The 24,068-nt window shown below is 56.5% G+C and carries 27 protein-coding genes; 17 read left to right on the top strand and 10 right to left on the bottom strand.

The genetic code is table 11. The annotated features are described in order from the left end of the window. Positions 1 to 31 precede the first annotated feature (31 nt). From ACHPFG_RS22185 to ACHPFG_RS22155, 7 genes are all read left to right on the top strand, one after another. Positions 32 to 1,147, top strand: coding sequence for an ABC transporter substrate-binding protein (locus ACHPFG_RS22185; protein ID WP_431700439.1), 1,116 nt, complete (start codon positions 32 to 34; stop codon positions 1,145 to 1,147). Beyond that, entirely contained in the window at positions 1,147 to 2,061 is a 915-nt protein-coding gene (locus ACHPFG_RS22180; RefSeq protein ID WP_184743307.1) for a branched-chain amino acid ABC transporter permease, read from the top strand. The genes ACHPFG_RS22185 and ACHPFG_RS22180 overlap by 1 nt, the downstream gene beginning before the upstream one ends. Positions 2,062 to 2,071: 10 nt before the next feature. After that, the gene (locus ACHPFG_RS22175) at positions 2,072 to 3,058 is read left to right on the top strand and encodes a branched-chain amino acid ABC transporter permease (protein ID WP_431700438.1); all 987 of its coding nucleotides are present in this window, start codon (positions 2,072 to 2,074) and stop codon (positions 3,056 to 3,058) included. Between the two features lies 1 nt (position 3,059). Further along, on the top strand, positions 3,060 to 3,860 hold the full coding sequence (locus tag ACHPFG_RS22170; protein WP_260403583.1) for an ABC transporter ATP-binding protein: 801 nt from the start codon (positions 3,060 to 3,062) through the stop codon (positions 3,858 to 3,860). Beyond that, complete coding sequence (locus ACHPFG_RS22165; protein WP_221461873.1) at positions 3,857 to 4,588, top strand: ABC transporter ATP-binding protein; 732 nt, start codon at positions 3,857 to 3,859, stop codon at positions 4,586 to 4,588. Before ACHPFG_RS22170 ends, ACHPFG_RS22165 begins: the two co-directional genes overlap by 4 nt. Then, positions 4,585 to 5,913 (top strand): NAD(P)/FAD-dependent oxidoreductase, encoded by a 1,329-nt coding sequence (locus tag ACHPFG_RS22160; RefSeq protein WP_184743301.1) that lies wholly within the window; start codon positions 4,585 to 4,587, stop codon positions 5,911 to 5,913. Before ACHPFG_RS22165 ends, ACHPFG_RS22160 begins: the two co-directional genes overlap by 4 nt. A 62-nt stretch (positions 5,914 to 5,975) precedes the next feature. After that, on the top strand, positions 5,976 to 6,827 hold the full coding sequence (locus ACHPFG_RS22155; protein WP_431700437.1) for a VOC family protein: 852 nt from the start codon (positions 5,976 to 5,978) through the stop codon (positions 6,825 to 6,827). Positions 6,828 to 7,291: 464 nt separating this feature from the next. Here the strand turns inward: ACHPFG_RS22155 and ACHPFG_RS22150 are convergent, their stop codons facing one another. From ACHPFG_RS22150 to ACHPFG_RS22110, 9 genes are all read right to left on the bottom strand, one after another. Further along, positions 7,292 to 7,672, bottom strand: a complete 381-nt coding sequence (locus ACHPFG_RS22150; RefSeq protein WP_184744122.1) for a rhodanese-like domain-containing protein — start codon at positions 7,670 to 7,672, stop codon at positions 7,292 to 7,294. A gap of 138 nt (positions 7,673 to 7,810) precedes the next feature. Continuing rightward, positions 7,811 to 7,960 (bottom strand): hypothetical protein, encoded by a 150-nt coding sequence (locus ACHPFG_RS22145; RefSeq protein ID WP_431700436.1) that lies wholly within the window; start codon positions 7,958 to 7,960, stop codon positions 7,811 to 7,813. A gap of 42 nt (positions 7,961 to 8,002) precedes the next feature. Next, positions 8,003 to 8,443 (bottom strand): group II truncated hemoglobin, encoded by a 441-nt coding sequence (locus tag ACHPFG_RS22140; RefSeq protein ID WP_431700435.1) that lies wholly within the window; start codon positions 8,441 to 8,443, stop codon positions 8,003 to 8,005. An 11-nt stretch (positions 8,444 to 8,454) separates the two neighbouring features. Then, a complete protein-coding gene (locus tag ACHPFG_RS22135) occupies positions 8,455 to 8,742 on the bottom strand; it encodes a cyd operon YbgE family protein (protein WP_184743289.1) in 288 nt (95 codons plus the stop codon). Further along, complete coding sequence (gene cydX, locus ACHPFG_RS22130; RefSeq protein ID WP_081044185.1) at positions 8,739 to 8,861, bottom strand: cytochrome bd-I oxidase subunit CydX; 123 nt, start codon at positions 8,859 to 8,861, stop codon at positions 8,739 to 8,741. Before cydX ends, ACHPFG_RS22135 begins: the two co-directional genes overlap by 4 nt. Positions 8,862 to 8,883: 22 nt before the next feature. Continuing rightward, complete coding sequence (cydB, locus tag ACHPFG_RS22125) at positions 8,884 to 10,020, bottom strand: cytochrome d ubiquinol oxidase subunit II (RefSeq protein WP_145336451.1); 1,137 nt, start codon at positions 10,018 to 10,020, stop codon at positions 8,884 to 8,886. Next, a complete protein-coding gene (locus tag ACHPFG_RS22120; protein WP_145336449.1) occupies positions 10,013 to 11,584 on the bottom strand; it encodes a cytochrome ubiquinol oxidase subunit I in 1,572 nt (523 codons plus the stop codon). The genes cydB and ACHPFG_RS22120 overlap by 8 nt, the downstream gene beginning before the upstream one ends. After that, on the bottom strand, positions 11,581 to 11,757 hold the full coding sequence (cydP, locus tag ACHPFG_RS22115; protein ID WP_431700434.1) for a cytochrome oxidase putative small subunit CydP: 177 nt from the start codon (positions 11,755 to 11,757) through the stop codon (positions 11,581 to 11,583). Before cydP ends, ACHPFG_RS22120 begins: the two co-directional genes overlap by 4 nt. 171 nt (positions 11,758 to 11,928) lie before the next feature. Next, the gene (locus ACHPFG_RS22110; RefSeq protein ID WP_431700433.1) at positions 11,929 to 13,254 is read right to left on the bottom strand and encodes a sigma-54 interaction domain-containing protein; all 1,326 of its coding nucleotides are present in this window, start codon (positions 13,252 to 13,254) and stop codon (positions 11,929 to 11,931) included. Between the two features lie 234 nt (positions 13,255 to 13,488). Between ACHPFG_RS22110 and ACHPFG_RS22105 the strand changes: the two genes are divergently transcribed. From ACHPFG_RS22105 to ACHPFG_RS22060, 10 genes are all read left to right on the top strand, one after another. Then, positions 13,489 to 14,367: an MBL fold metallo-hydrolase gene (locus tag ACHPFG_RS22105; RefSeq protein WP_431700432.1), complete on the top strand. Its 879-nt coding sequence runs from the start codon at positions 13,489 to 13,491 to the stop codon at positions 14,365 to 14,367. 52 nt (positions 14,368 to 14,419) lie between these two features. Beyond that, positions 14,420 to 16,090 carry a TIGR01244 family sulfur transferase gene (locus tag ACHPFG_RS22100; RefSeq protein ID WP_431700431.1) on the top strand — a complete coding sequence of 557 codons (1,671 nt, stop codon included), beginning with the start codon at positions 14,420 to 14,422 and terminating at the stop codon, positions 16,088 to 16,090. A gap of 28 nt (positions 16,091 to 16,118) precedes the next feature. Then, positions 16,119 to 16,922, top strand: a complete 804-nt coding sequence (locus ACHPFG_RS22095; RefSeq protein WP_431700430.1) for a sulfite exporter TauE/SafE family protein — start codon at positions 16,119 to 16,121, stop codon at positions 16,920 to 16,922. Between the two features lie 187 nt (positions 16,923 to 17,109). Continuing rightward, on the top strand, positions 17,110 to 17,265 hold the full coding sequence (locus tag ACHPFG_RS22090; protein ID WP_178116744.1) for a hypothetical protein: 156 nt from the start codon (positions 17,110 to 17,112) through the stop codon (positions 17,263 to 17,265). Continuing rightward, complete coding sequence (locus ACHPFG_RS22085; RefSeq protein WP_431700429.1) at positions 17,250 to 17,351, top strand: hypothetical protein; 102 nt, start codon at positions 17,250 to 17,252, stop codon at positions 17,349 to 17,351. Before ACHPFG_RS22090 ends, ACHPFG_RS22085 begins: the two co-directional genes overlap by 16 nt. A 13-nt stretch (positions 17,352 to 17,364) precedes the next feature. Next, positions 17,365 to 17,553 (top strand): YgaP family membrane protein, encoded by a 189-nt coding sequence (locus ACHPFG_RS22080; protein WP_145336439.1) that lies wholly within the window; start codon positions 17,365 to 17,367, stop codon positions 17,551 to 17,553. Positions 17,554 to 18,039: 486 nt separating this feature from the next. Next, positions 18,040 to 19,143, top strand: a complete 1,104-nt coding sequence (wecB, locus tag ACHPFG_RS22075) for a non-hydrolyzing UDP-N-acetylglucosamine 2-epimerase (RefSeq protein ID WP_431700428.1) — start codon at positions 18,040 to 18,042, stop codon at positions 19,141 to 19,143. Beyond that, on the top strand, positions 19,140 to 20,246 hold the full coding sequence (locus tag ACHPFG_RS22070; protein ID WP_431700427.1) for a glycosyl transferase: 1,107 nt from the start codon (positions 19,140 to 19,142) through the stop codon (positions 20,244 to 20,246). Before wecB ends, ACHPFG_RS22070 begins: the two co-directional genes overlap by 4 nt. Beyond that, the gene (locus ACHPFG_RS22065; protein ID WP_431700426.1) at positions 20,224 to 21,135 is read left to right on the top strand and encodes a glycosyltransferase family 2 protein; all 912 of its coding nucleotides are present in this window, start codon (positions 20,224 to 20,226) and stop codon (positions 21,133 to 21,135) included. The genes ACHPFG_RS22070 and ACHPFG_RS22065 overlap by 23 nt, the downstream gene beginning before the upstream one ends. Continuing rightward, positions 21,128 to 21,997: an NAD-dependent epimerase/dehydratase family protein gene (locus ACHPFG_RS22060; protein WP_431700425.1), complete on the top strand. Its 870-nt coding sequence runs from the start codon at positions 21,128 to 21,130 to the stop codon at positions 21,995 to 21,997. Before ACHPFG_RS22065 ends, ACHPFG_RS22060 begins: the two co-directional genes overlap by 8 nt. Here the strand turns inward: ACHPFG_RS22060 and ACHPFG_RS22055 are convergent, their stop codons facing one another. After that, entirely contained in the window at positions 21,998 to 24,055 is a 2,058-nt protein-coding gene (locus ACHPFG_RS22055; RefSeq protein WP_431700424.1) for a glycosyltransferase, read from the bottom strand. It lies immediately after the preceding gene. Positions 24,056 to 24,068 lie beyond the last annotated feature (13 nt).

The raw sequence follows: 24,068 nt of genomic DNA, 5'->3' as shown, positions 1-24,068 counted from the left end.
ACGTTGTCCTTCCAGCGAAAAGGATCTGCTCATGCTCCGTAGAACCGTCAATCAATTTCTGGCAATAGGGCTGTGTGCCTTTGCAAGTCTTGCCAGCGCACAGAACGAGATCGCAGTCGGCTACCAACTGCCATTGACCGGCGATAACTCGCAATACGGCACGCTTTTCAAGAACTCGGCCGATATGGCGCTTGAGCAATTCAACGCGTCAGGAAAGCTGCCTGACACGAAGGTGGTGATCAAGTACGAAGACAGCAAGAGCGACGCAAAAGAAGGCGTGAACATCGCTCGAAAGTTCTCCGACGACGCCCATATTTTAGGAGTGATTGGCGACTTCAACTCAACCGTATCCATGGCGGCAGGGCAGGTTTACGCCGAACAACATGTACCGCAGTTGTCCCAATCGGCTTCGCACCCCGACTTCCTCAAGATCAGCAACTGGCAGTTTCGTAACATCACCACAATGGCCGTCGAGTCGCCATTCATCGCCAAATGGATGGCGCAGAACAACCTTAAGCATTACGCCGTTATAGGCATTCAAAACGACTGGGGTCAGAGCTCAGTGAAGAACTTCAGCGAGGAGGCCACAACGCTGGGAAATGAGGTTGTGGATACCGAGTTCTTTAACCCAGGCAACCGAGACTTTCGCTCAATACTGACCAAGGTGGCTCGCTCTAAACCCGATGCGATCGTACTGTTCATGTTTTATGAAGAGGCCGCCAGCTTCCTGCAACAACGCGCACAGATGAACGTGCAAACCGTCGTCTACGGTGGTTCGCCACTGTATGAGCCCAAGCTTCTGCAGCTGGCGGGGCCAGCGGCCAACGGTTTGATGATGCCTAGCACCTTCGTCGCGCAAAGTGCAGATACCAGGGTCCAGGCATACGTAGAGGGCTACCGCCAGCGGTATGGCAGCGAGCCAAGCATGTTTGCCGCGCAGGCTTATGATGCAACTAACATCATGCTCGACGCGATTGTTGCAGCAGGCCCAGAGCCGACTCGGGCCAAGGTTCGTGACGCACTGGCGGCGACGCATGATTACCCAGGGGTGACGGGAGCAACCACATTCGACCCGGTCACTCGCGAAGTGACCAAGCAGTTGAATCGCATGATCGTTAGCGATGGCGCTTACAAGGTCATCCAATGATGGAAACCGATTTCCTCATTCAACAGTTGATCAACGGCGTTTCGATCGGATTGGTCTATGCCCTGATGGCGATCGGGTTCACGTTGATATTCGGAGTACTCAACGTCGTCAACTTTGCCCACGGCGAAATTTACATGTTGGGCGCTTTCGTCGGGTTACTGCTGATTACCACATTCGCACCGCCGCTGTTTGTCGTGATTATTTTCGTACTGGCTTTCGGCGCGGTGATGGGACTGGCGCTTGATCGAGTGGCGTTCCGCCCATTCAGGCGGTTTCGCGACGAGGCGTCGATGAAATCCAAAGCTATTCGCGAGGCCACGCTGCTGTCCTCGCTGGCACTGTCGATTGTGATTCGTGAGGGGGTCGAAAAAATCTTCGGCTCCAACATGCAGGTGGTGCCGCAGGACTACCTGCTAATCAGCCCGGTTCAAATCGGCAGTTTCTCGTTTGCCAGCGGTCAGTTCCTAATTTTCGGCTTATCAATGGCAATGTTGGTCGGACTGCAACTATTGCTGTTCAAGACCCACATTGGGCGCTCGATCCGTGCCGTGGCCAGCAACCCGGCAGGCGCCATGTATGTCGGCATCCACACCGAAAACGTGATCATGGCGACGTTCGCCGTTGGCTCTATGCTGGGGGCCAGTGCAGGTATCGTCGTTGGCCTGTACCAAGGTGCGGTATTTCCGGCGATGGGTTTCGCGCCGGGTATCAAGGCATTCGTGGCGATGGTCATGGGCGGGCTGCACTCTATTCCAGGGGCGGTGATATGTGCACTGATACTGGGTATCGCTGAAACGTTTACCACCAGCTACCTGGCTCAAGGCTGGGGTGACTTGGTGGCCTACGCCTTTCTGCTGCTGACGCTGATTTTCTTCCCCACCGGTATTTTTGGCGCTGCCCGCGAGCGCGTTTAAGGAGGCTGCAATGACATCGAAAAAAACTGTCGCCGCGATGCTGATCCTGATGCTGGTCGTCGTGCCAGCCTTCCTGTACTGGCTCAACGCAAGCTACTGGTTTGGCGTCGCAGGAACCATGATGGTCTTCGCGATTCTCGCGGTGAGCGCCAACCTCATCACCGGTACCACCGGCTTGCTCTCATTGGGCCATGCCGGGTTTTACGGCATAGGCGCCTATACCGCCGCAATGACGGCCACTGCCTGGCATTGGCCGTTCTACCTGACCATCCCGGCAGCAGGCCTGGCCGCGGCGGGGGTGGGCATTTTGCTAGCCCTGCCAATTATGCGCTTGGTCGGTATTTACTTCGCCGTCGCCACCCTGGCCGTCGGCGAGATAATCCATGTAACGCTGCTCAACTGGGTCGATTTTACGCACGGCCCGATGGGCATCTCCGGGATTCCAGGAATTGCCCTGGCAGGCGTGTTCAAAAGCGGCAATCTGGCTAACTATTTTGCCGGCGCGGGTCTGCTGATCGCGACCGTTTTTGCCGTGCACCGATTGACACACTCCTATTACGGCAACGCTTTGCGCTCACTGCGTGAGGACGATCAGTGCGCCCAGGCAATGGGGCTCAAAGTGGTACGTATCAAGACCGAGGCCTTTGCGTTCAGCTGCTTTTTTGCCGGGGTCGCCGGCGCGCTGTGGGCGCACACAACTCAATATATCTCCCCTGGTGACTTCCGTTTTTCTGAGTCGATACTGATCTTGGCAATGGTTGTTGTTGGAGGATTGGGGAGTATTCCAGGCGCCCTGATAGGTGCGTTGCTGCTGGTTGGGCTGCCAGAAGTTCTAAGGCCGTTCGGTGACTATCGAATGATTGGCGTAGGGCTGGTGATGTTTCTCAGCATCCTGTTCTTGCCCCGTGGCATCTGTGGCGAAGTCAGTGCCATGGCACTGGCACGCAAGCACCTGAATGCGGCGTGGAAACCCTCACAACAACTGGGCTGGCGGTGAAATGAACATGACGACATCGATGAAGGCCCCCAGTGCGCCTGCTCAACTGCTGCTTATGGAAGACGTCACCCGTCGTTTCGGCGGTCTGACCGCAGTCGAAGGCTTTACCGGGCATGTAGGCTTCGGTGAACGGGTAGGGTTGATAGGTCCCAACGGGGCAGGAAAAACGACGCTCTTTAATCTCATTACCGGGATAACCGGAGTGTCTTCGGGCACGGTGCATTTTTGCGGTGAGCGTGTCACCGGCCTTGCCCCCGACAATCTTGCGCGAATGGGCGTAGCGCGCACGTTTCAAAATCTTCGGGTGCTGCCGAACATGAGCGTTTTCGACAACGTTTCAATCGGCGCTCTGGGCGTGGTCGGGCATTCGCCGTGGAGCAGCCTCTTCGGACGGCGAACATTGTCCAATCGCATTAGCAAGTTGACCTGGCAAGCACTGGAGCGGACCGGGCTGTGTGACCAAGCAGGAATGCTAGCGGCGAACCTTTCTTACGGACGGCGCAAGTACCTGGAGATCGCCCGCGCGTTGGCCTTACAGCCAAAGCTATTGATTCTGGACGAGCCGGCAGCTGGACTTAACGACACAGAAACATCGGAACTGGCGTTTTTTATCCGAAGCCTGTCCGACCAGGGGCTGTCGGTGATGTTGGTGGAGCATGACATGGGGTTCGTCATGTCGCTGTGTGATCGGATAATGGTCATGGCGTCGGGCCGCAAAATTGCAGATGGACCGCCCGCACAGATAGCAGCCCATCCAGCGGTTCTGGAAGCCTATCTGGGAACAGAGGAGGATGAAGTATGAATCCCCATGTTCAACCTATCCTGAGTATCGAGAACCTGACAGTGCGCATTGGGCCGCAAACCATTTTGCAGAACGTGTCATTGGAAGTTGCGCCACACAGCATCGTCAGCGTGTTAGGCAGCAACGGTGTAGGCAAAACCACGCTGATGCGAGCCATCTCCGGTATCTATCCCGTCGCCTCAGGTCGCATTATTTTCGATGGGCAGGACATCACCAACAAACCTTCGCACCAGATCGTCACCAACGGTCTTGCTCAGGCGCCAGAGGGGCGTCAGATATTTTTCGGAATGAGTGTGCTGGAAAACTTGCGCCTGGGTGCGGGCAAACGTCCCTATCGAGAGTTCAGCGAGTCTCTTGAGCAAATGTTGGTGCTTTTTCCTCGCTTGAAGGAGCGCCTGCTACAAAAAGCCGGAACGATGTCTGGTGGCGAGCAGCAAATGCTTTGCGTGGCCAGAGCGCTGATGAGCCGTCCCCGTCTGCTTTTGATGGACGAACCCTCCCTGGGCCTGGCACCCAAGGTGATACGTCAGATCTTCGACCTTACTCAAACCATTCGCGCCGGCGGGACGGCAGTACTGCTGGTGGAGCAGAATGCTCGTGCTGCATTGCGCGTGGCTGATTACGCTTACATCCTTGACTCAGGCACGGTTTCACTCTCAGGGCCCGCTGAGCAGATGGCCAATGATGCGCGAGTTCGCGCAGCTTACTTAGGAGGACATGCGGCATGAGTCAGCTGGAATCCATACCCCCGAACGCTCCGCTGCCACCTTCACTGTGGACGGAGAGCGCCAAGCCGGCTTTGCAGACCATGCAGTTGTCCCACACTCATCTTAGAGCCGACGTAGTCGTGATAGGTGCAGGCTTCACCGGCTTGTCTGCTGCCTTGCAATTAGCTGAAACAGGTGTCGATGTCGTAGTTTTGGAGGCTGCTGAACTTGGATGGGGCGCCTCAGGCCGTAATAATGGCCAGGTAATCCCCTGTTTATCCCGTGCAGATCCAGACCTGCTTTTAAAGGTGTTCGGAGCTCAGAAAGGTGAGGCATTTATCGGGCTGATCCGTGACTCCGCGAGCACGGTGTTCGACCTGATCCGAAAGCATGGAATCGAATGTGAGGCTGTTCAGAATGGCTGGGTACAGCCTGCACATAGGCCCAGTCGGATGTCATTGGTCAGTGCTCGCTGCAAACAATGGAGGTTGCGTGGCGCTCCGGTAGAATTGCTCGACCGTGATCAAGTTACAGCGATCACCGGGTCTGATTACTGGCACGGTGGCTGGCAAAACCCCACAGGGGGGCACGTTAACCCGTTAGGACTGGTGCGAGGCCTTGCGGCTGCGGCGATGAAATTCGGTGCACGCATCTATACACAAAGCCCGGCACTGCGCATCTTGCCCTCAGGCCCAAACTGGCGGGTTGAAACCAGGGATGGTGTGGTCATTGCCAAGAAAGTCATCATCGCTACCCACGCCTACAGCAGCACATTCTCCAATTCACTTTGGCCGGGTTTGGATCGCACATTTGTCCCAATTCGCTCATATCAGATGGCAACCGCGCCAATACCCGAAGGCCTTCGTAGAGGAATTCTACCGTTTAACCATGCGATGTCCGACACACATGGCGACCTGCATTTCTGTCGATTCGATGGCGCAGGGCGGTTGATAACGGGAGGGGCGTTGGTTCTGCATAATAATTTTGAAGAGCGCTTGCAGCGACGTATAGGGACACGGCTGAAGGACATGTTCCCAGCACTTTGCGAGTTGGGGCCGAAGCCTTTCGAGCACGTCTGGCACGGTAACCTCGCAATCACTACCGATGCCGTCCCCCATGTGCATAAGCTGGCTGACGGAGTCTATGCATGGCTTGGATGCAACGGTCGGGGGCTCGCATTGGCAACCGCCATCGGTGGAGCGTTAGCCGATGTAGTCAAAGGCTTACCTGAATCAAAATCACCGCTGCCCTTTGCTGCACTCGAACCGATTTCTTCGCATAGTTTAGCCAAGAAGGTTGCTCCCTTCGGCCTGCTTGGATACCGATGGAGGGACGGTCGTGATTGAGCGCCCCCAGCGGTAGTTGGAAGTACAACGCTGCCCCATAACCACCTCATTGAGTATTGCGCATGCGTAAGCATATCCAAGGTATCGACCATGTGGTGATCGCCGCCAGCAGCATGGACGCCGTTGCAAAAACCTATGGCCAGTTGGGCTTTACACTCACCCCCCGCGGTTACCATTCCATGGGATCGGAAAATCACTGCGTAATGTTTGAGGACGACTACTTTGAGCTGCTTACCGTACCGCGTCCTCATCCGGCAACAAGCTATTTCCAGTCATTTGTGGAAGATGGCGGAGATGGGCTATGCGCATTGGCGCTAATGACAGATGACGCGTCAGGTTTTCACGATGAGCTGAGTCGCTCCAACATTCGCAGCGGCTCGCCTTTGGACTTTTCGCGACCAGTCCAATTACCGGAGGGTACCCGTGATGCGCGCTTCCGAATCACCCAAATCGACTTGGAGTCGACACCCGCGGGTCGAGTTTTTGCGTGCCAACATTTTACTAGAGACGTCGTCTGGCGTAACGAATACACGCATCATTCTAACGGCGTGATTGGCTTGGCGAGTGTCACAGTCATCACTGACCAGGTGAAAGTACTCGCATCAGCTTATGGGCAAGTGTTTGACAGTGACTGTGCACCCAGTTCGCTGTTTACGCCTGGCCTACAAATAGATACCGGTAATGTGCCTTTACATTTCACAAGCGAAGCTGCTTTTAATGCCTGCTATCCCGGTTTGTCACTGGTGAACCGCCCCGATGCCTATTACGGAGCCATCGGCTTCAGGGTTAAGAACCTTATGCCTTTGCGCGCTATCTTGCAGAAAAACGGGATTTCTTTCGTCGATATCTCACCCACCACACTAGGGATAAGCGGACAGCACTGTCACGGGGTAGCACTTCTGTTTCACATGTGAACTGGCTCCACTAACATGACCCGATTAGCGAATAGCGAGATCCATCACCGTGGATTTTGCTGTGCGCCCGAAGCATGCGTGTTATCCCTGATGAAATGTTGATCCTGGCTACTGATTTTTTAACTGTTCCAGTTCGAAACCAATGGTTCAGCTTTGGCAACTCTCACGATCTGATCACAGCAAGCTGGTAACGCTCCTGATGGCAGCTATCAACAATGAGACTCGGAACCTGCGATCAGTTGGTTTTGACGTTCTAGACGGAGCAATGCTGTTAAAGTTAGTTTTCGATACAACTACCGTACCTTGAGATTTGAGGTCTGGGTGGATATGTAATATCCGGCCAGCGGATGGCCGATGTACCGATGCAGATAAAATTTAGGTGGACACCATCCTTAGAACTTATACGCAACGTTCTCTTGGCTTGAGTAGCACCATTAGCGCTGACTCCACTTGAAGATAAGATGTTAATCTAAGTTTGGCATATGAGGAATGACAATTGGCTTGTCTGCACTCATCCAGGCATCAAATCCGCCGGTAATCGATTTAACATGCAGGTAGCCCATATTTTTCATTGATGCGGCCGCCAGTGCGGCACGGCCACTTGTTTTGCAATAAAGCACAATTTTAAGCTCTCGAGAATTTAGGGCGCTGTCGTTAGTAAGTTTAAATTCCAGCATGCCGCGCGACGCATGTATCGCACCTGAAATGTAACCAGCAGCATACTCATCCGCTTCACGCACATCGATAAGCACATCTGCATCCTGGATAGCCTGGTCTGCGTCTTTGATGGCGACTTCTTCGATCAGTGCTTTCGCCTCAGTTACTAGGTCATGGGCATTTTTCATCATGATACTTTTAAAGATCCAATTAAGAGAGGTGATTATTCTGCTGGGTGAGACCGCATTGGAAAACCATCTGGGCATAGATACGCACCAGATGATTACTCCGTTTATTTCAAGAAAACCCCGAAGAACTTACAGCGACTAGGTCGAGTAGTACCAATCGATCGTATCGTAACCTTCGGCGGCACGATTTTCGGCGGCCTCGGCAGTCTTCGGTGGCGGTACGATGACCGGTAAGCCAGGGCACCAGGTTTCGGGCGTAGCAATACTATTCTCATCCGATGTTTGCATGGCCGTTAACAACCGTACGGACACTGAAAATAAGCGCGACGCTCAGACGCGTGTCGCAATACCTGCACTTTGCCCATCAGTATTAATCATATGGTCGGCCATCTCGGAAAACATACGTTGCAGCTTGCGATTTAGCGCTATGTCATTCACCTGCTCATCAATTGCCTGACGCATGCACAGCATCCATTCGTCGCGTTCAACAGTACCTACTGCAAAGGGCGCATGCCGCATGCGCAGACGCGGGTGGCCTCGCTCCAGTTGGAACAACGGCGGGCCGCCAAACCAGCCACTGAGGAACTTAAATAAACTGTCAGCACTGTCGGCGAGACTCGATGGATGCATCAGGCGCACCACTCGCGCTTCAGATAGAGTATCCATCAGGTCGTAAAAGCGGTTGACGAGTTTACGGACGCCTGATTCACCCCCTAACTGGAGATAAATACTAGCGCTGTCTTTATATTGGACACTCAAGAGTTCAGTCATGTCGTCGGTCCTCAATGTAGAAACTTTACCCAGCCAGCAAGCGCAAGTGCCGCAAAGCAGGTCCAGCCTGAAAAAAGCCAACGCCAGACGAGCATCCGCGGGACAAAACCCACACCTCTCACGAAGGCCACACTCATGGCCGCAAACAACGCAGTAGCCAGCACATGGTCAGCTTTCCCATCGGGGGCCGCCATCATGGGGGGATAGAGCGTACAGGCGAGCATGATCGCAACAGCGATAACCAGACTCAGCACATTGATCCGTGAGGAGGGTGGAGCGTTAGCGACACGCGGCATCATGTCCGCGTCTCCTCATTGTCGCTCAAGGCTCGGCCACCTTCGTTCTCGCCCCACATCGCATTCAATATAGCCAGTAGCAATGCAAAACCGACTCCCAGCATCCAGGCGAAATACCACATAGTCTTTACTCCTTTGCTGGCACTAGTAGGCTGAATGTTCGTTGGCTTTGATGTGTGCAACGGTGACCTTGCCCCGCATAACGCGATACGCCCACGAGGTGTAAATCACGATAAGTGGCATGAAGATCAACGTGGCCCAGAACATGATGGCTAGGCTTAAATGACTGGAGACGCTGTCCCACACGGTAAGGCTTGCCGCAGGTACTGTTGATGACGGCATGATGAATGGAAACATCGACACACCCGCCGTGCTGATGACTGCGATCACCGCAAGCGATGAGGCAACAAACGCCGAAAGTGTGCGACGCATCATCAGCAACATGGCGGCACCTGCTGCGCCAACCAATCCCAGTACGGGCAACAGCCACAACAACGGATAATGACCATAGTTAGCCATCCAGGCGCCCGCTTCGCGCACCACGGACTTGTTAAGAATATCGGGCAGTCCGGCGGTATCAACCAACGATGTAATGCGATAACCGTCGATCCATTGCAGCCAGATGCCGGCCGCTGTAAACGAGCACGCCAATACGATTGCCGCCCCCACCGCACCTTTGATTGCCCTGGCCTGGATAACACCTTCAGTGCGATGCGCCAGATAAGCGCCGCCCTGCAAGGTGATCATTGCACTACTCACCACGCCGGTCAGAAGCGCAAAGGGATTTAGCAGTTGCCAGAAACTGCCGGTATAAGTCGACACTAGAAGATCGTTGAAGTGGAACGGCACACCTTGCAACAGGTTGCCGAACGCGATCCCGAACACCAGTGGCGGCACGGCCCCACCCACAAAAAGCCCCCAATCCCAGGTGCTGCGCCAAGTGGAATTGTGAATCTTGCTGCGATAGTCAAAACCTACCGGGCGGAAGAACAGCGCCCATAGGACCAGAATCATCGCCCAATAGAATCCGCTGAATGCGGTGGCGTACACCACAGGCCACGCCGCGAACAATGCGCCGCCCGCAGTGATGAACCAAACCTGATTGCCATCCCAGTGCGGACCAACGGTGTTGATAACAACGCGCCGCTCCAGGTCGTTGCGGCCAACAAAGGGCAGTAGCGTGCCAACCCCCATATCGTGACCGTCCATGATGGCGAAGCCGATCAGCAGCACGCCGACCAGCGCCCACCAGATAATTTTCAGGGTGAAGTAATCAAGCATGGTGGAGTTCCTTCAAATGGGCGTCGTGAACATAACGGCCGGTACCGAGGCTGCCAGGACCTTGACGGGCAAACTTGACCATCAGGAACATTTCAACCACCAGCAGCACGGTGTAGAAAACGATGAATCCCGCCAGCGAGCCATAGAGGTTGTTGACGCTGAGGGTGGAAACACTCATGTGGGTCGGTAGGACGCCGTAGATGGTCCATGGCTGACGGCCGTATTCAGCGACGAACCAGCCCAACTCGCAGGCAATCCATGGCGCAGGCAGCATGCAAAGTGCCCAACGCAGTAACCAGCGGTTTCGCGTGCAGGTCGACTTCAGGGTGCTCCAGAAGGCAAGCCCGAAGAGCATAAGCATGGCAAAGCCAAGGCCGACCATGATCCGGAACGCCCAGAACATAGGTGTCACGCGCGGTACGGTATCGTTTACAGCTTTTTCGATAATGGCCGGCGTAGCCTGGTTAACGTCTTCGACATACTTTTTAAGCAGCAGGCCAAAGCCCAGATCGGCTTTGTATTCTTCGAATGTCTGGAAGGCCACCGAATCGCTGCGGTTGGCCCTTAGGGCCTCAAGCGCATTGACGGCGGTAATGCCGCGGAGAATTCGAGCGCGGTTTTTTTCCTTAATGTCATGTATGCCTGGAATTTGCTTGCTGACTGACCGGGTGCCAATCAAGCCCATTACCCATGGCACTTCAACTTCCCAGTTATTTTTAGACTCGGCTTCGTTGATGCTCGCCACCAGTGTCAGGCCCGCTGGCGCAGGCTTTGTTTCCCACATCGCCTCCATGGCTGCCAGCTTGGTTTGCTGCGCTTCACCCACCGTGTAACCCGACTCATCACCCAGCACGATCACGCTGAGCACTGATGCCAGACCGAAGGCGGCCGCCACCCGGAAGCTGCGCTTGGCAAACTCGACATCACGATTCTTGAGTAAATACCAACTGGAAATCGACAGCACAAACATCGAGCCGGTGACGTAACCTGCGGAGACGGTGTGCACAAACTTGGCCTGCGCAACCGGGTTGAAAACGACCGCCCAAAAATCAACCATCTCCATGCGCATGGTGATGTAACTGAACTCTGAACCCACCGGGTTCTGCATCCATCCGTTGGCGATCAAAATCCACAATGCTGAAAGGTTTGTACCGATCGCCATCAGTAGTGTGACCAGCAAGTGATGCTCTCTCTTCAGACGATCCCAACCAAAGAAAAACAGGCCGATCATGGTCGATTCGAGGAAGAACGCCATCAAGCCTTCGATGGCCAGTGGGGCACCGAAGATGTCGCCGACGTAGTGCGAGTAATATGCCCAGTTGGTACCGAACTGAAATTCCAGGGTGATACCCGTAGTCACCCCGAGGGCGAAGTTGATGCCGAACAGCTTGCCCCAGAAGCGCGTCATGTCTTTCCAGATGACATTACCGGTCATCACATAGACGCTTTCCATGATGACCAGCAGCCACACCATGCCAACCGTGAGTGGTACAAAAAGAAAGTGGTAAAGCGCAGTGGCTGCAAACTGCAGCCGAGACAGATCCACCAGTTGTTCTGAAATCACTTGTTTGCCCCTTGAGTCGAGGTGGGTACACCGAACCTGTCGCCGATGGTGTTCGAGTCGACGCTGACGTGCGAATCCCGGATGAACAGCCACCACAGCACTGTCAGCACCAGTAGCTTGATCAGTACTGCTGTGAGCAGATGGCGCCGCAGTCGTTTGTCGGAAATGTTCATGACTATGCATTTAGCACACGGCGTGCCAAGGGAGGCTTTGTTATTTTTATCGTTTAATAACAGTAACTTAGTAGTAAATCCGCCAAGGCAGTGGATGCCATGGCAGGTTAATACGCTGCCAATCTGCCAGAGTGGCAGTCATTGGCAGTCGTGGGGTGTGAGCGCTAGCGACTAGGCCAACCCTTGTTCTTTCAGTCGTCTGTACAACGTACGCTCGCTAATCCCCATTTGCTTGGCCAGTTCACGGCGGGAACCTTTAAACGTCGCGAGTGCGTGTACCAGCGTGCTGCCGTCTAAAGGGGGGGACGTCGAGGGCTGAGGAGGTATCACGACGCTGGGCTGGGGTAAATGTATGGAGCGGATCACTCCATCGTCAGCGAACAGACTGGCTCTTTCTAGAACATTGCGTAACTCACGGATATTGCCGGGCCAGGAAAGCCGCTGCAATTGTGTCAGAGCATCCGCATCTATCGTCAGCCGGCGCTTGCCTATACCGGCACGTTGTAAAAACGAATTCACGAGCAAACCAATGTCTTCAACTCGGTTACGCAAGGGGGGTAACTGAATTGGAAAAGCGCTGATGCGGTAGTACAGGTCCTGCCTGAACTCACCTCTCTCCATCATTTTTTCCAGTGGTTTGTGGGTCGCAGCAATTAACCTGAAGTTGGCGTGAAGGGTCTCGACACTGCCGACACGGCGATAGGTGCCCGATTCGATCAGGCGCAACAGTTTCACCTGCATCGCCAGTGGAACATCGCCAATCTCATCAAGGAACAACGTGCCGCCCTGGGCCGTTTCGACCAAACCAGGTTTGCGCGTGGTCGCACCAGTGAATGCTCCTTTTTCATGGCCGAACAGCTCGCTCTCAAACAACGTTTCGGTCAATCCTGAGCAATCTACGACTACAAAGGGTCCAGTGGCCCGCTCGCTGGTTTCATGTACCGCGCGAGCGAACAACTCTTTGCCCGTACCGGACTCGCCTAACAGCAGTACCGGCAGCATTGATGGTGCGACCCGCTGCAGCTCAGACAGGGCGAGGTTAAAGGCTGGTGAACAGCCCACCAGCCCTTCGTTGCTCGGGCGCGCTGAGGCGCTTCGGACCAGTGTGAGACGCTCCACATACGCAGTAATTACTCCGTGCTCGTCTAGGATCGGCCGCAATTCGACGTCGACATGCTCAGGCCCCCGAGGCGTGTGGTGAATGTGCAAAACACGATCCGGCCCGCGCAATTCCTGCGCCTTTTTCATCGGACAATTCTCACCCGCCTGATCACATGGGACGTCGTAATGGTGTGAGATTTGATAGCACTTATGACCGATAAAGGATTTGTCAGCGCTGCCAAACTGGCGCTGATAGGCAGTGTTGGCAGCCAGGATGTTGTACTCCGGATCGAGCACGATCATCGGCTGGGGTTCGTGCTCAAGAAACGAAACAAGCGACTGCACTTGATCCGGGTGTGGGAGTGAGTTGTCCGGGGCGGGCAGGATGGTCTTCATGGTGGCTCCTGAGAATCCACCATCCTGTTGTGGCACTGCCAGCTCTGTCAACAGGCACTGCCAATGGCAGCGAATTTCAGAGTTTTAAAAAAAACAAATCCATAGAAAAAATATAAAGTTATTAAAATCAATAAGATAAACACTATTTTTCGCGCGTCACGGCCTTGGCAGGCTTATTGCTATGTCAGTCCTTAGTGTGAGCGGCTCGAGAGAAGCCCCCTAAGGAGACAGGTCATGAGCGTAAAACTTCACGTCGAAGGATTCTTCGATTCTGCCACCAATACCGTCAGCTACCTTGTGCTGGATGCAGCGACCAACCACTGTGCTTTAGTAGACAGCGTGCTTGACTATGACCCTAAATCCGGCCACACCGCCACAACGTCTGCCGACAAATTGATTGCGAGGGTGAACGAACTCAATGCGAAGGTCGACTGGATTCTTGAGACTCACGTCCACGCAGACCACCTGACGGCAGCGCCATATCTGAAGGAAAAGCTCGGTGGAAAAATAGGGATCGGCAGCCAGATTTCGACGGTGCAAGAGGTGTTCGGCACTCTGTTCAATACAGGTCGTGACATGGCCCGCGATGGAAGCCAGTTCGATCACCTGTTCGTTAATGACGAACTGTTCGCCATTGGCACGCTGCAATGCCACGCGCTCCATACACCGGGCCATACCCCAGCCTGTATGACTTATGTGATAAGCGATGGGACCGAAACGGCTGCATTCGTCGGCGATACCTTGTTTATGCCGGACTACGGTACCGCACGCTGTGATTTTCCCGGTGGCGATGCGCGTACGTTGTTCCAGTCAATCAACAAGGTACTGAGTCTGCCGGCCAATACCTTGCTGTACATGTGCCACGACTACCAGCCAGAGGGCCGCGAGGTGCAGTTCGTCAGTACCGTTGCAGACCAACGCGCGCACAACGTTCATGTGCGTAACGGGATCAGTGAGGAAGAGTTTGTGGCGATGCGTACAAAGCGTGATGCATCGATGGACATGCCAACGCTGATCCTGCCATCGGTTCAGGTCAACATGCGAGCCGGGCACTTGCCTGAGCCTGAAGCGAACGGGACGCGCTACCTGAAAATCCCACTCAACGTCGCCTGACGTTGCCTCCCCTAAAAAACCTATAAGAAAAATACCCATAACGGAGACCTTTATGGACATTCGCTGCCTTGCGCCTGGACTGTCGGTATCAGAACAGATTTTTCCCAACCAATTAGATGAACTAAAAGAAGCCGGTTTTCGCGCCATAGTGTGTAACCGTCCCGATGGCGAAGGCGGCGATCAGCCCTTATTTGCCGAAATAAAACGTACGGCCCAAGCGATCGGTATTGAGGCGCACTACCTTCCCGCTGAATCAGGAAAAGTAACCGACGAGCAAGGTATTGCCTTCGGCCAGCTGCTTGAAACGCTTCCAAAACCGGTGTTGGCCTATTGCCGTTCCGGCATGCGCTCGACAACGATGTGGGCACTGTCACAAGCGGGCCAACACCCCCTGCCACACATCGTCGAGACAGCTAAAAAAGCCGGGTTTGATATGAAAGGCGTCATTCGCCGGATTGCGAATCAGGGGCGCACACCGGTCGAAGTGGCTGAGGCGCAGCATACCGTGGTCATCATCGGGGGCGGTGCGGCGGGTATCGCGACCGCATCCAGTTTACTGGCGCGAGATCCTCGACTCGACGTTGCCATAATCGACCCGGCAGATGTGCACTACTACCAGCCAGGCTGGACACTTGTCGGCAGTGGTATCTTCGATGCGCCCCAAACTGCCCACACGATGGGTACGACCATCCCCCGAGGAGTGCACTGGATCAAGTCGGCGGTCGCCGCTTTCGAACCCGAGAGAAATGCCGTCATTCTTGATGGATGCAGAGTCGTCAAATACGAGCAACTGATCGTGTGCCCTGGCCTGAAGCTCAATTGGCATGCAATCGAGGGTTTGTCAGACACCCTGGGCCGCAATGGCGTGACGTCAAACTACCTGTATCAACTTGCCCCTTATACGTGGGAGCTGGTGCAGCAACTTCGCGGTGGGCGAGCCATTTTCACGCAACCACCCATGCCGATCAAATGTGCCGGGGCGCCGCAAAAAGCAATGTACCTCTCTGCCGATCATTGGAAACGTACCGGTGTATTGGACAACGTCGAGATCGAGTTTTGCAGCGCCGGCGCGGTGTTGTTCGGAGTTCCCGACTATGTGCCCGCACTGATGGAATACATCACTGCTTATGGTATCGACCTGAATTTCGGCAACACGCTCACCAGCGTGGATGGTCCCGCGCGGACTGCAACATTCAACTGCGTTAGTCCGGATGGCAGCGCCCATCTTGTTACGCGCGACTTCGATCTCCTTCATGTTGTGCCACCGCAGATTGCGCCGGATTTTGTCCGAGTCAGCCCTCTTGTTGATGCGACCGGCTGGATCGATGTCGACCCTGCCACTCTGCGTCATAAAACCTGGGTAAATATTCACGCGCTGGGAGACGCCGCCAACTCCAGCAACGCCAAAACCGCAGCGGCTGCACGCAAGCAGGCTCCCGTTGTTGCCCATAATGTGTTGGCTGCAATGGGTAAAGCAAAAGGCAATGCCCATTACGACGGTTACGGCTCCTGCCCGCTGACGGTTGAACGCGGCAAGATCGTACTGGCGGAGTTCACCTATGGCGGCAAGGTCGCCCCCAGTTTCCCATCCTGGCTGATTGACGGTACCCGGCCATCGAGGCTGGCATGGCTGCTCAAGGAGCGAATTCTTCCACCGCTGTACTGGAAGGGAATGCTCAAGGGCCGTGAATGGATGGCCAAACCTGAGATGGCTGACGTATGAAACGAGACCTGAAAGCAAGGAGACTGAGATGATCATCGTCTTACTGCTCGGGCTTACTGTAGGCGTCATTCTGGCGCTGACCGGCGCTGGCGGAGGAATACTGGCGGTCCCATTGCTGGTGTTTGGGGCGGGGTTGAGCATGGCCGAGGCTGGGCCAATCGGTTTACTGGCTGTCGGTTCAGCCGCGACCCTGGGTGCCGTGATGGGACTCAAAAACGGTACCGTGCGTTATAAAGCCGCGCTCTTAGTTGCAGGCGCGGGGATCGTCTGTTCTCCCCTCGGCCTTTGGCTGGCGCAGCGCACGCCTAACCGTCCATTGACGATCATGTTCGCCTTCGTGCTGATGTACGTTGCGTTTCGGGTCTATCAACGATCGCTCGCGCCGTCCACGGAGTCCAAGCCCCCCGTCACCTCCAAACCACCACCTTGTCTATTGGACGTCGACCGAGGAAAGCTTAACTGGACTGGTCCGTGTGCATGGGCACTCGCCGTCTCTGGAGTTGTCGCCGGCGGGCTTTCTGGCTTGCTCGGCGTGGGCGGTGGCTTTGTGATGGTGCCGGCCCTCCAGCGCTACACCAATTTGACCGCTCAGTCAGTGCTTGCAACGTCTCTGGCCGTTATTGCGCTGGTTTCAATTTCCGGCGTTGCTGCAAGCTCGGCAGCTGGGCACTTACAGTGGGCTGTTGCCATTCCATTTTCCATTGGAGCATTAGCCGGCATGATCTGCGGGCGCTTGGTCGCTGCCAAACTGTCGGGGCCAAACTTACAAAAAGGGTTTGCCCTCGTATCTGCGGGGGTTGCAGTGGCGTTGCTGGTAAAAGCTATTCAGTAGATCAAGTGGGCGGGGCACTTGCCCGCCTGTTAAGGGCTGTCCTGAAAAGCTTTCAGCTAATCCATGACTGCCAGATCCGGCGGCAATGGTTCTTCTGATGGTATTTATCTCGGTCGCCGCACTGACCCATTTTCTGGGCCGCTACTGCGGAACTGGATTGAACCTACCGTCAAGAAGGCTAGGACTCATGAACGACAGCACTCGTGTGAATTTGCGTTTGGAGCAACAGCAAAACTATCGCTGCACGCTGCACTTCGAAGAAGGTGCGCCGACTCTGACCGTGGATGAGCCACCACCACTGGGGGAGGCTGTTGCCCCAGCCCCGCAGTGGCAACTCTGCTGACAGGACGCTGGCAAGCGATCGTATTCATGTTGGCCATGGTGGCCGGCATGTTCTTTACTGCGCTGGAGACCCAGCGCAGCCATTGATCGGGAGATCGTGATGAAAGCGAACATTGGAACCATTGACCGTAGCCTGCGCATTGTCGTCGGTCTGATTCTCATTGGCCTGAGTTTGTCCGGTGTGATCGGCGTGTGGGGTTGGATAGGTTTAGTGCCGTTGGCCACTGGTATTTTCCGTTTCTGCCCTGTCTATACATTGCTAGGCATCAAAACCTGTAACCGTTGCTGAGCGACAACCGTTGCACACTTGCGGGTGCCCGAAAGTGTTGATGCCGATGTCGAATTGACCTACGTGCCGACGCAAAAATGACCCACCTCCACTTCGGCACGAACCACAGCAAAATCAATGGTTCACGAGGAGTCAGACCGGGGCAGGATAATCTCAACAACTGGGTCCGTTCGACATCGGTGCCAACAGGTTGACGAAATGGCCTGGTTGGCTTTGGGATGTATCCCTGCAGAGATGCAGGTTTTTTTTATCGGGATTTGGGCCGTCCTTTAGCTCACTCGCCGTGCAGGTATCGCAGTCTGTGTCTATGCTGCGGTAGCGGTGTTGAGAGCCGGACCGAACCTATGTCGGTGCGGCACCCTCAATGGCCGGTAGTCCGGATTTGAACCATCACAGCATCAAAACAGCACAGCGGAATGTGCGTGAGTATGAGCCTTGAACGCCTGAGCGATTCAGCCACTTATCGGATAGGGAAATAGGCTTGATGTGTCGGTAAAAAAAATCTTTTGCGTGGTCGGGACACGTCCCGAAGCTATCAAAATGGCCCCGGTCATTCTGGCCCTGAAACAACAGCGTTGGGTCGATGTGCGTGTCGTCGCCACGGCACAACATCGCGATATGCTGGATCAGATTCTGGTGTTTTTCGGCATCGAGCCCGATATCGACCTGGACGTCATGCGGCCCAATCAAACCTTGGCCACCCTGACCGGCCAGCTATTGCTGAAGCTGGATGCTGTCCTGCTGGAAGAACGGCCCGATGCTGTTCTGGTGCAAGGCGATACCACCACGGTGATGGCCTGTGCCTTGGCCTGTTTCTACCGGCGCATACCGGTGGGGCATATTGAAGCGGGCCTGCGCACGTGGGATCTGCAGCATCCTTTCCCCGAGGAGGCCAACCGGGTCATTACCAGTAAATTAGCGCACTGGCACTTTGCGCCGACGCAAAGCGCCCGGCAAAATCTGCTGAAAGAGGGGGTAGCCGGCGCGGATATTTTCGTCACGGGCAACACGGTGATCGACGCACTGCTCACGACAGCGGCCAGTGAGGTGCAGACCGGTCTTGATCTTGATCCGAGCAAGCGCCTGGTGCTGGTAACGGCCCATCGTAGAGAGCATTTTGGCGCAGCGTTTCTCGACATCTGCCGAGCGCTGCGTACCCTTGCCGAGAACAACCCTGAGGTTCAGTTTCTCTACCCGGTGCATCCGAACCCGAACATCAGGGATATCGCCCAGGCGTGCCTGGCAGGCATGCCGAACTTCAACCTGTGTGCGCCGCTGGGTTACGCGGCGTTCATCGCCGCGATGAACGCTGCGTATTTCATCCTGACCGACTCTGGAGGCGTTCAGGAAGAGGCGCCGGCGCTGGGTAAGCCGGTGCTGGTCATGCGCGATGAAACCGAGCGTCCAGAGGCGGTGGAGCAGGGCAGCGTCAAGCTGGTTGGCGCCAACTACGAGCGCATCATCGAGCAGGCGCAGCGCCTGCTTGACGATGAATCGGCCTACCGTGGCATGGTGCGAGGTGTTTCGCCCTACGGCGATGGGCAGGCTGCCGGGCGTATCGTGAAGGTCCTGCGCGAGCACTTTTCTTGAAGCGCCTGGTATTTCTCTCGCCGTTGCCTTGGCAGAGCTTCGCCCAGCGGCCGCATAAGTTTGTCGATTGGGTGCACAGCCGCACCGGTGCGTCGGTGCTCTGGGTGGACCCTTATCCCACGCGGCTGCCCGGGTGGGGCGACCTCAGGGCGGCTGTGCCATCCGCGCAAATGAATCCACCCAGCGGCACGCCGTCCTGGCTCACGTTGATCAAGCCTGGCGGTTTACCGATAGAACCTCTACCTGGCTCGGGCTGGGTGAACCGGTTTTGCTGGCGGCATGCATTGAGCCGGATTGATCAATTCACCCACGTCTCCCCAACCTTGCTCGTGGTGGGCAAGCCCTCGGTCCTGGCGCATCTATTGTTGCTGCGTCTTCGTCACTGCTCATCCTTGTATGACGCGATGGATGATTTTCCGGCGTTTTATACCGGCCTTTCGCGGTCAGCCCTGGCGCGCCGTGAGCGGCTGATCGCCCAGCGCGTGGACGTCATCTGGACGTCGAGTTCCACGCTCAACGCGCAGTGGCTGCGTTATCGACAAGAGGTGTGCCTGGTGCTGAACGGCCTGGACTTGTCGGCGATCTCTGCCGTAAAGCTGGCGCCGACGTCATCGAGTCGAAAGATTTTTGGCTACGTGGGCACCCTGGCCGCCTGGTTTGACTGGGCCTGGGTGGCCGCTTTGGCCGAAGCCAGGCCCAACGACGAAATTCGTTTGATGGGGCCGGTCTTCGGTGCCGCGCCTGCGCATTTGCCGAGCAACGTGGTGGTGTTGCCCGCCGGTAATCATGGCGCGGCGTTGGCCGCCATGGCCGAGTTCGACGTGGGGTTGATCCCGTTCAAAAAGACCCTGCTCACCGCGTCAGTCGATCCGATCAAGTACTACGAATATCGCGGCCTGGCATTGCCGGTGATCTCGACTGACTTCGGCGAGATGCACGGCCGTTCAGAACTGCCCGGTGTTTTTATCAGTCACTCGCACACCGATATTGCCGGGTTGGCCGAGGCCGCCTTGCAGTGTGAGCGTAGTGCGGATGAAGCCCGTGCATTTGCAGTGCAACACTCATGGGAAGCGCGTTTTGATGCCGCCACGCTTCATCCATAACTGCGACGTGATCGTCGTCAACTACAACGTCGGCAAGCTGCTCGGCGAATGCGTGGCGTCGGCCCTCAGGGAAGGCGCGTTGCGGGTGATTGTGGTGGACAACGCTTCGAGTGACGGCAGCCTGGCATACCTGGATGAGTTCCTGGCCGATCCGCGCCTGAGCATCATCCGGAATAACCGGAATATGGGCTTTGCCTCGGCCTGTAATACCGGTGTGGGACCGTCGAGTGCCGGTGCATTGTTGTTCCTTAACCCGGATTGTGTCCTGCTTCCGGGCTCATTGCAGAGCATGATGGAAGCGCTGTACGCCGATGCTGCAACGGGCATGGTGGGGGGCTTTCTATGCAACCCCGATGGGTCCGAACAGCCGGGTGGGCGTCGGGTATTTCCAACCCCCAGGAGAGCATTCGTCCGGGCTTTTGGCTTGTCGCGCCTGGAGGGGTTATTTCCCACGCTGTGCGCCGACTTCCTGTTGCATCGTGAGCCGCTGCCCACCGAGCCCGTCGCGGTGGAAGCCATTTCCGGAGCCTGCATGCTGGTCAAGCGCGAAGCGTTGAAGCCTGTGGGCCTATGGGACGAAGGTTATTTTCTGCATTGCGAGGATCTGGATTGGTGCATGCGCTTCAAGCTGAAACAGTGGCGCGTCGTATTTGTGCCACAGGCGCGCGTCATGCACTGGCGGGGCACCTGCAGCCGGAATCGTCCATTTTTTGTCGAATGGCATAAACATCGAGGGATGGTGCGGTTCTACGCAAAGTTCTTCAGGGCAAACTACCCCAAGGGGTTGTGGTGGTGGGTGATCCTGGGGGTGTGGCTGCGCTTCGGCTTGGTCTGCATCTACCATGGATTCAATTGGTTGCTGGGACGATCCGGGGGCGGGCATGCCTGAGGTCACGGTCGGTGTGCTCGGGGCCAGCAGCCTGGTAGGCCGCTGCCTGCTCGTGTTGCTTGCGCAGGAAAACTTCAAGCTCGTCGCATTTTCCCGGCAGCCACAGCGCGGTACCGACAGCGATGCGATCAGTTGGCAACAGCTGCCTGAGCCGGGTGTAAGCAAGTATGCCGAGCCCATTCCCTACTGGATTTGCGTGGCACCGATTTGGGCGCTGCCGCAGCATTTTGCGCTGCTCCAGGCCTGCGGAGCGCGCAAAGTCGTGGCCCTGTCTTCTACCAGTCGATTTAGCAAAAGCCACTCTGTCGACTCCGCAGAGCGGCGTCTCGCCAGCCTGTTGGGCGATGCCGAGGCGCGTGTTGAGCAGTGGGCGCAGGACCACGGGGTGCATTGGGGCATCCTGCGTCCGACCTTGATCTACGGCCAGGGGCGCGACAAAAATATCTCCGAAATCGCGCGCTTTATTCGGCGCTTCGGCTTTTTTCCGTTGTTGGGTGGCGCGATGGGACTGCGTCAACCCGTGCATGCCGAGGATGTGGCGAGCGCCTGCATGCGTGCGCTGCAGGCGCCCAAGGTGCGCCGTCATGCCTACAACCTCAGCGGCGCAGAAACGTTGCCCTATCGGGAGATGGTCGCCCGCGTGTTCACGGCTCAGAACCGCCGCCCGCGTTTACTCACGGTGCCGCTCTGGGGGTTTCGGATAACCCTGTTGCTGTTGCGAGTGCTGCCGCGCTACCGCCATTGGTCGGCGGCGATGGCGCAGCGCATGAACCAGGACCTGGTGTTCGAGCATACCGACGCTGCCCGGGATCTTGGCTTCGCGCCCAGGGGATTTTTATTGTCGCAAGACGATTTGCATTAGTTACTCATGTTCATGGGGCACCCACGGGCCCCACTTGGCTTCATAGATCGCCTTGTTGCGCTCGAACAGCGCTTGGCGTTCGCCCCGGTTCATGAGCGCGAACGATGCCGACAGTTGGTGATGGATAAACACATCGCGGGCGCAGGCGTTCACCAGGCCGGCATGTTCGACACGCCGGCAATAGTCGTCATCCTCGAAGAACCCTCGGCCATAGACTTCGTCGAGCGGGCCGATTCGCGTGTAGGTACTGCGCGGCATCATCACGCAGAAGAACGCCAGGGTCGGCAGCCGGACCACCTCGCCAAGGTGGCGGCAGGTAAAGCGCCGCGCCGCTTGCGGCATGTCTGCGAGGTCGGCGTAGTGGATGTCGATCCTGGCCTGGTTACCGATGTTATTGGTCACCGGGCCAATCAGGCCAAGCTCGGGATTGCGTTGTAAATGCCGTCGCAAGGTACTCGCCCAGCCGCTGGTGACCTGGGTGTCGTTATTGAGCAGCACCAGATACTCACCGCTGGCGATCGCCAGGCCCTGGTTATTCGCGGCGGCGAAACCCCGGTTGTCGGTGTTGAGTACGATCGTCTGGCCGCTGCTGGCCGCCCATTGTGTGAGAAATGCTGCAGTGCCGTCACTGGACGCGTTGTCCACCACGATGATTTCCAGTTCAGGTCCCTCGCGGTCGTGCTCGAGGCTGTCCAGGCATGCACGCGTCAGCGCCAGGTTGTTGTAGGTCACTACGATGACGCTGATGCGTGCGGTGTGGTCCCGGCATTCGGCCAGGGTGATGAGCGCATCGGCGCGGTGTGCCCAGGTTTGTCGGGCGGCGAACGTCTGTCGCTGGGCAATCTGTTCGGCCGTCGATGGCAGCAGTGCCCGCGTGATTGCGGCAATGAACGCCGGGCCGTCGCGGCCAACCTGCACCTGCGAGCCGAATTGCTGCATCTCCGGCAAGTCGACCGAGACCACCGGTTTTCCTGCACTCAGGTATTCGTAGACCTTGACCGGGTTGGTGGCGAGCGTCAGTGCCTTGATATGAAACGGCACAATGCACACATCGAAGCCATGCAGGTAATAGGGCAGGGTGGCATAGGGCACTTCGCCGATGAATTCAACGTTCGCGTAGCCACGCAATCGCGCCCGCGCGCCCACCGTATCGGCGCCGATCAGCAGCACTACATGCTGTGGAAACGCCTCGGCGATGCGGGCCACGAGCGCGTGGTCGAACCAGTGTGCAATCGCACCGTAGTAGCCAATCACCGCGCGTTGCAGGCGATCCAGGTAGACCGCGGCTGGTGGGTTGGAGAATTGGGTGAAGTCTGCGGCATTGCGAAGGATGGCGCGGGTTTCATTGGCCTGGGCCGGCCATTGCTCGGCCAGCCAGTCGGAGGTGAACAGCCTGACGTCAGCGTTGCGCACCAGCCGTTGCTCCAGTTGCAGTATGCCGGGGGCGTTGTTGCCAAAGCCTTGATGATGGTCCATGCAGTCGTAGATCAACCGGCTGTTGGGTAATTCACCGGAGATGTCGCACCAGAAAGGGTGCTGCACCAGTGAAATGACCCGCGCGGACCCGGCCCAGAGGAGTACCTCGCCAATACTGCGGCACAGCTGCCGAACCTGTGCGGCGTCAGGCGCTGCGGCGTAGATCAGCGGAGCATCACGGGCGAACAGCTTGACTTGGAACAACCGCTGCGTCTGGTCCAGCGACTCGAGTTCAAAGCCGGCTTGGGGCGCATGTATCAATGATGCCGACACGTAGAAGACCCGCCGCCCAGTGGCGCCCAGCGCCTGGGCCAGTTGTTGCGGGCGCTGGTGGCGCAAGTTCCAATCGATGGCCCCCCAGATAATGTAATCCGCCAGCCCGGCCTGTTGTGGCTGAGGCGCCAGTGTCGGGCTGACGAAGGTTTTCACAGGTCGCAGGGCGCAGCGCAGTGTGCGCACAACGGGCAGCAATGCGCGTCGGTAAATGACCGCCAGGAGTTTTTTCACGCTGTCCGGCAACGGGAGCCGGTGATACGCCGCGCGCCAGCGCTGCCGGCGAGATGGGCGCCGCTCGATCAGCATGGGCGGGGCGACC

Source organism: Pseudomonas sp. BR20, assembly GCF_050780135.1.
Lineage (GTDB): Bacteria > Pseudomonadota > Gammaproteobacteria > Pseudomonadales > Pseudomonadaceae > Aquipseudomonas.
This window is presented reverse-complemented; position numbering and strand designations above follow the sequence as displayed.

Excerpts from the sequence above, each read along its gene's own strand:
- ACHPFG_RS22110 (WP_431700433.1), bottom strand. The coding sequence starts at position 13,254 with ATGAAGACCATCCTGCCCGCCCCGGACAACTCACTCCCACACCCGGAT.
- ACHPFG_RS22160 (WP_184743301.1), top strand. The coding sequence starts at position 4,585 with ATGAGTCAGCTGGAATCCATACCCCCGAACGCTCCGCTGCCACCTTCA.
- ACHPFG_RS22145 (WP_431700436.1), bottom strand. The coding sequence starts at position 7,960 with ATGCAAACATCGGATGAGAATAGTATTGCTACGCCCGAAACCTGGTGC.
- ACHPFG_RS22080 (WP_145336439.1), top strand. The coding sequence starts at position 17,365 with ATGAAAGCGAACATTGGAACCATTGACCGTAGCCTGCGCATTGTCGTC.
- ACHPFG_RS22100 (WP_431700431.1), top strand. The coding sequence starts at position 14,420 with ATGGACATTCGCTGCCTTGCGCCTGGACTGTCGGTATCAGAACAGATT.
- ACHPFG_RS22055 (WP_431700424.1), bottom strand. The coding sequence starts at position 24,055 with ATGCTGATCGAGCGGCGCCCATCTCGCCGGCAGCGCTGGCGCGCGGCG.
- cydP (WP_431700434.1), bottom strand. The coding sequence starts at position 11,757 with ATGAACATTTCCGACAAACGACTGCGGCGCCATCTGCTCACAGCAGTA.
- ACHPFG_RS22165 (WP_221461873.1), top strand. The coding sequence starts at position 3,857 with ATGAATCCCCATGTTCAACCTATCCTGAGTATCGAGAACCTGACAGTG.
- ACHPFG_RS22135 (WP_184743289.1), bottom strand. The coding sequence starts at position 8,742 with ATGATGCCGCGTGTCGCTAACGCTCCACCCTCCTCACGGATCAATGTG.
- ACHPFG_RS22095 (WP_431700430.1), top strand. The coding sequence starts at position 16,119 with ATGATCATCGTCTTACTGCTCGGGCTTACTGTAGGCGTCATTCTGGCG.
- ACHPFG_RS22140 (WP_431700435.1), bottom strand. The coding sequence starts at position 8,443 with ATGACTGAACTCTTGAGTGTCCAATATAAAGACAGCGCTAGTATTTAT.
- ACHPFG_RS22150 (WP_184744122.1), bottom strand. The coding sequence starts at position 7,672 with ATGAAAAATGCCCATGACCTAGTAACTGAGGCGAAAGCACTGATCGAA.
- ACHPFG_RS22155 (WP_431700437.1), top strand. The coding sequence starts at position 5,976 with ATGCGTAAGCATATCCAAGGTATCGACCATGTGGTGATCGCCGCCAGC.
- ACHPFG_RS22180 (WP_184743307.1), top strand. The coding sequence starts at position 1,147 with ATGGAAACCGATTTCCTCATTCAACAGTTGATCAACGGCGTTTCGATC.
- cydX (WP_081044185.1), bottom strand. The coding sequence starts at position 8,861 with ATGTGGTATTTCGCCTGGATGCTGGGAGTCGGTTTTGCATTGCTACTG.
- cydB (WP_145336451.1), bottom strand. The coding sequence starts at position 10,020 with ATGCTTGATTACTTCACCCTGAAAATTATCTGGTGGGCGCTGGTCGGC.
- ACHPFG_RS22060 (WP_431700425.1), top strand. The coding sequence starts at position 21,128 with ATGCCTGAGGTCACGGTCGGTGTGCTCGGGGCCAGCAGCCTGGTAGGC.
- ACHPFG_RS22065 (WP_431700426.1), top strand. The coding sequence starts at position 20,224 with ATGCCGCCACGCTTCATCCATAACTGCGACGTGATCGTCGTCAACTAC.
- ACHPFG_RS22185 (WP_431700439.1), top strand. The coding sequence starts at position 32 with ATGCTCCGTAGAACCGTCAATCAATTTCTGGCAATAGGGCTGTGTGCC.
- ACHPFG_RS22105 (WP_431700432.1), top strand. The coding sequence starts at position 13,489 with ATGAGCGTAAAACTTCACGTCGAAGGATTCTTCGATTCTGCCACCAAT.
- ACHPFG_RS22090 (WP_178116744.1), top strand. The coding sequence starts at position 17,110 with ATGAACGACAGCACTCGTGTGAATTTGCGTTTGGAGCAACAGCAAAAC.
- ACHPFG_RS22175 (WP_431700438.1), top strand. The coding sequence starts at position 2,072 with ATGACATCGAAAAAAACTGTCGCCGCGATGCTGATCCTGATGCTGGTC.
- ACHPFG_RS22170 (WP_260403583.1), top strand. The coding sequence starts at position 3,060 with ATGAACATGACGACATCGATGAAGGCCCCCAGTGCGCCTGCTCAACTG.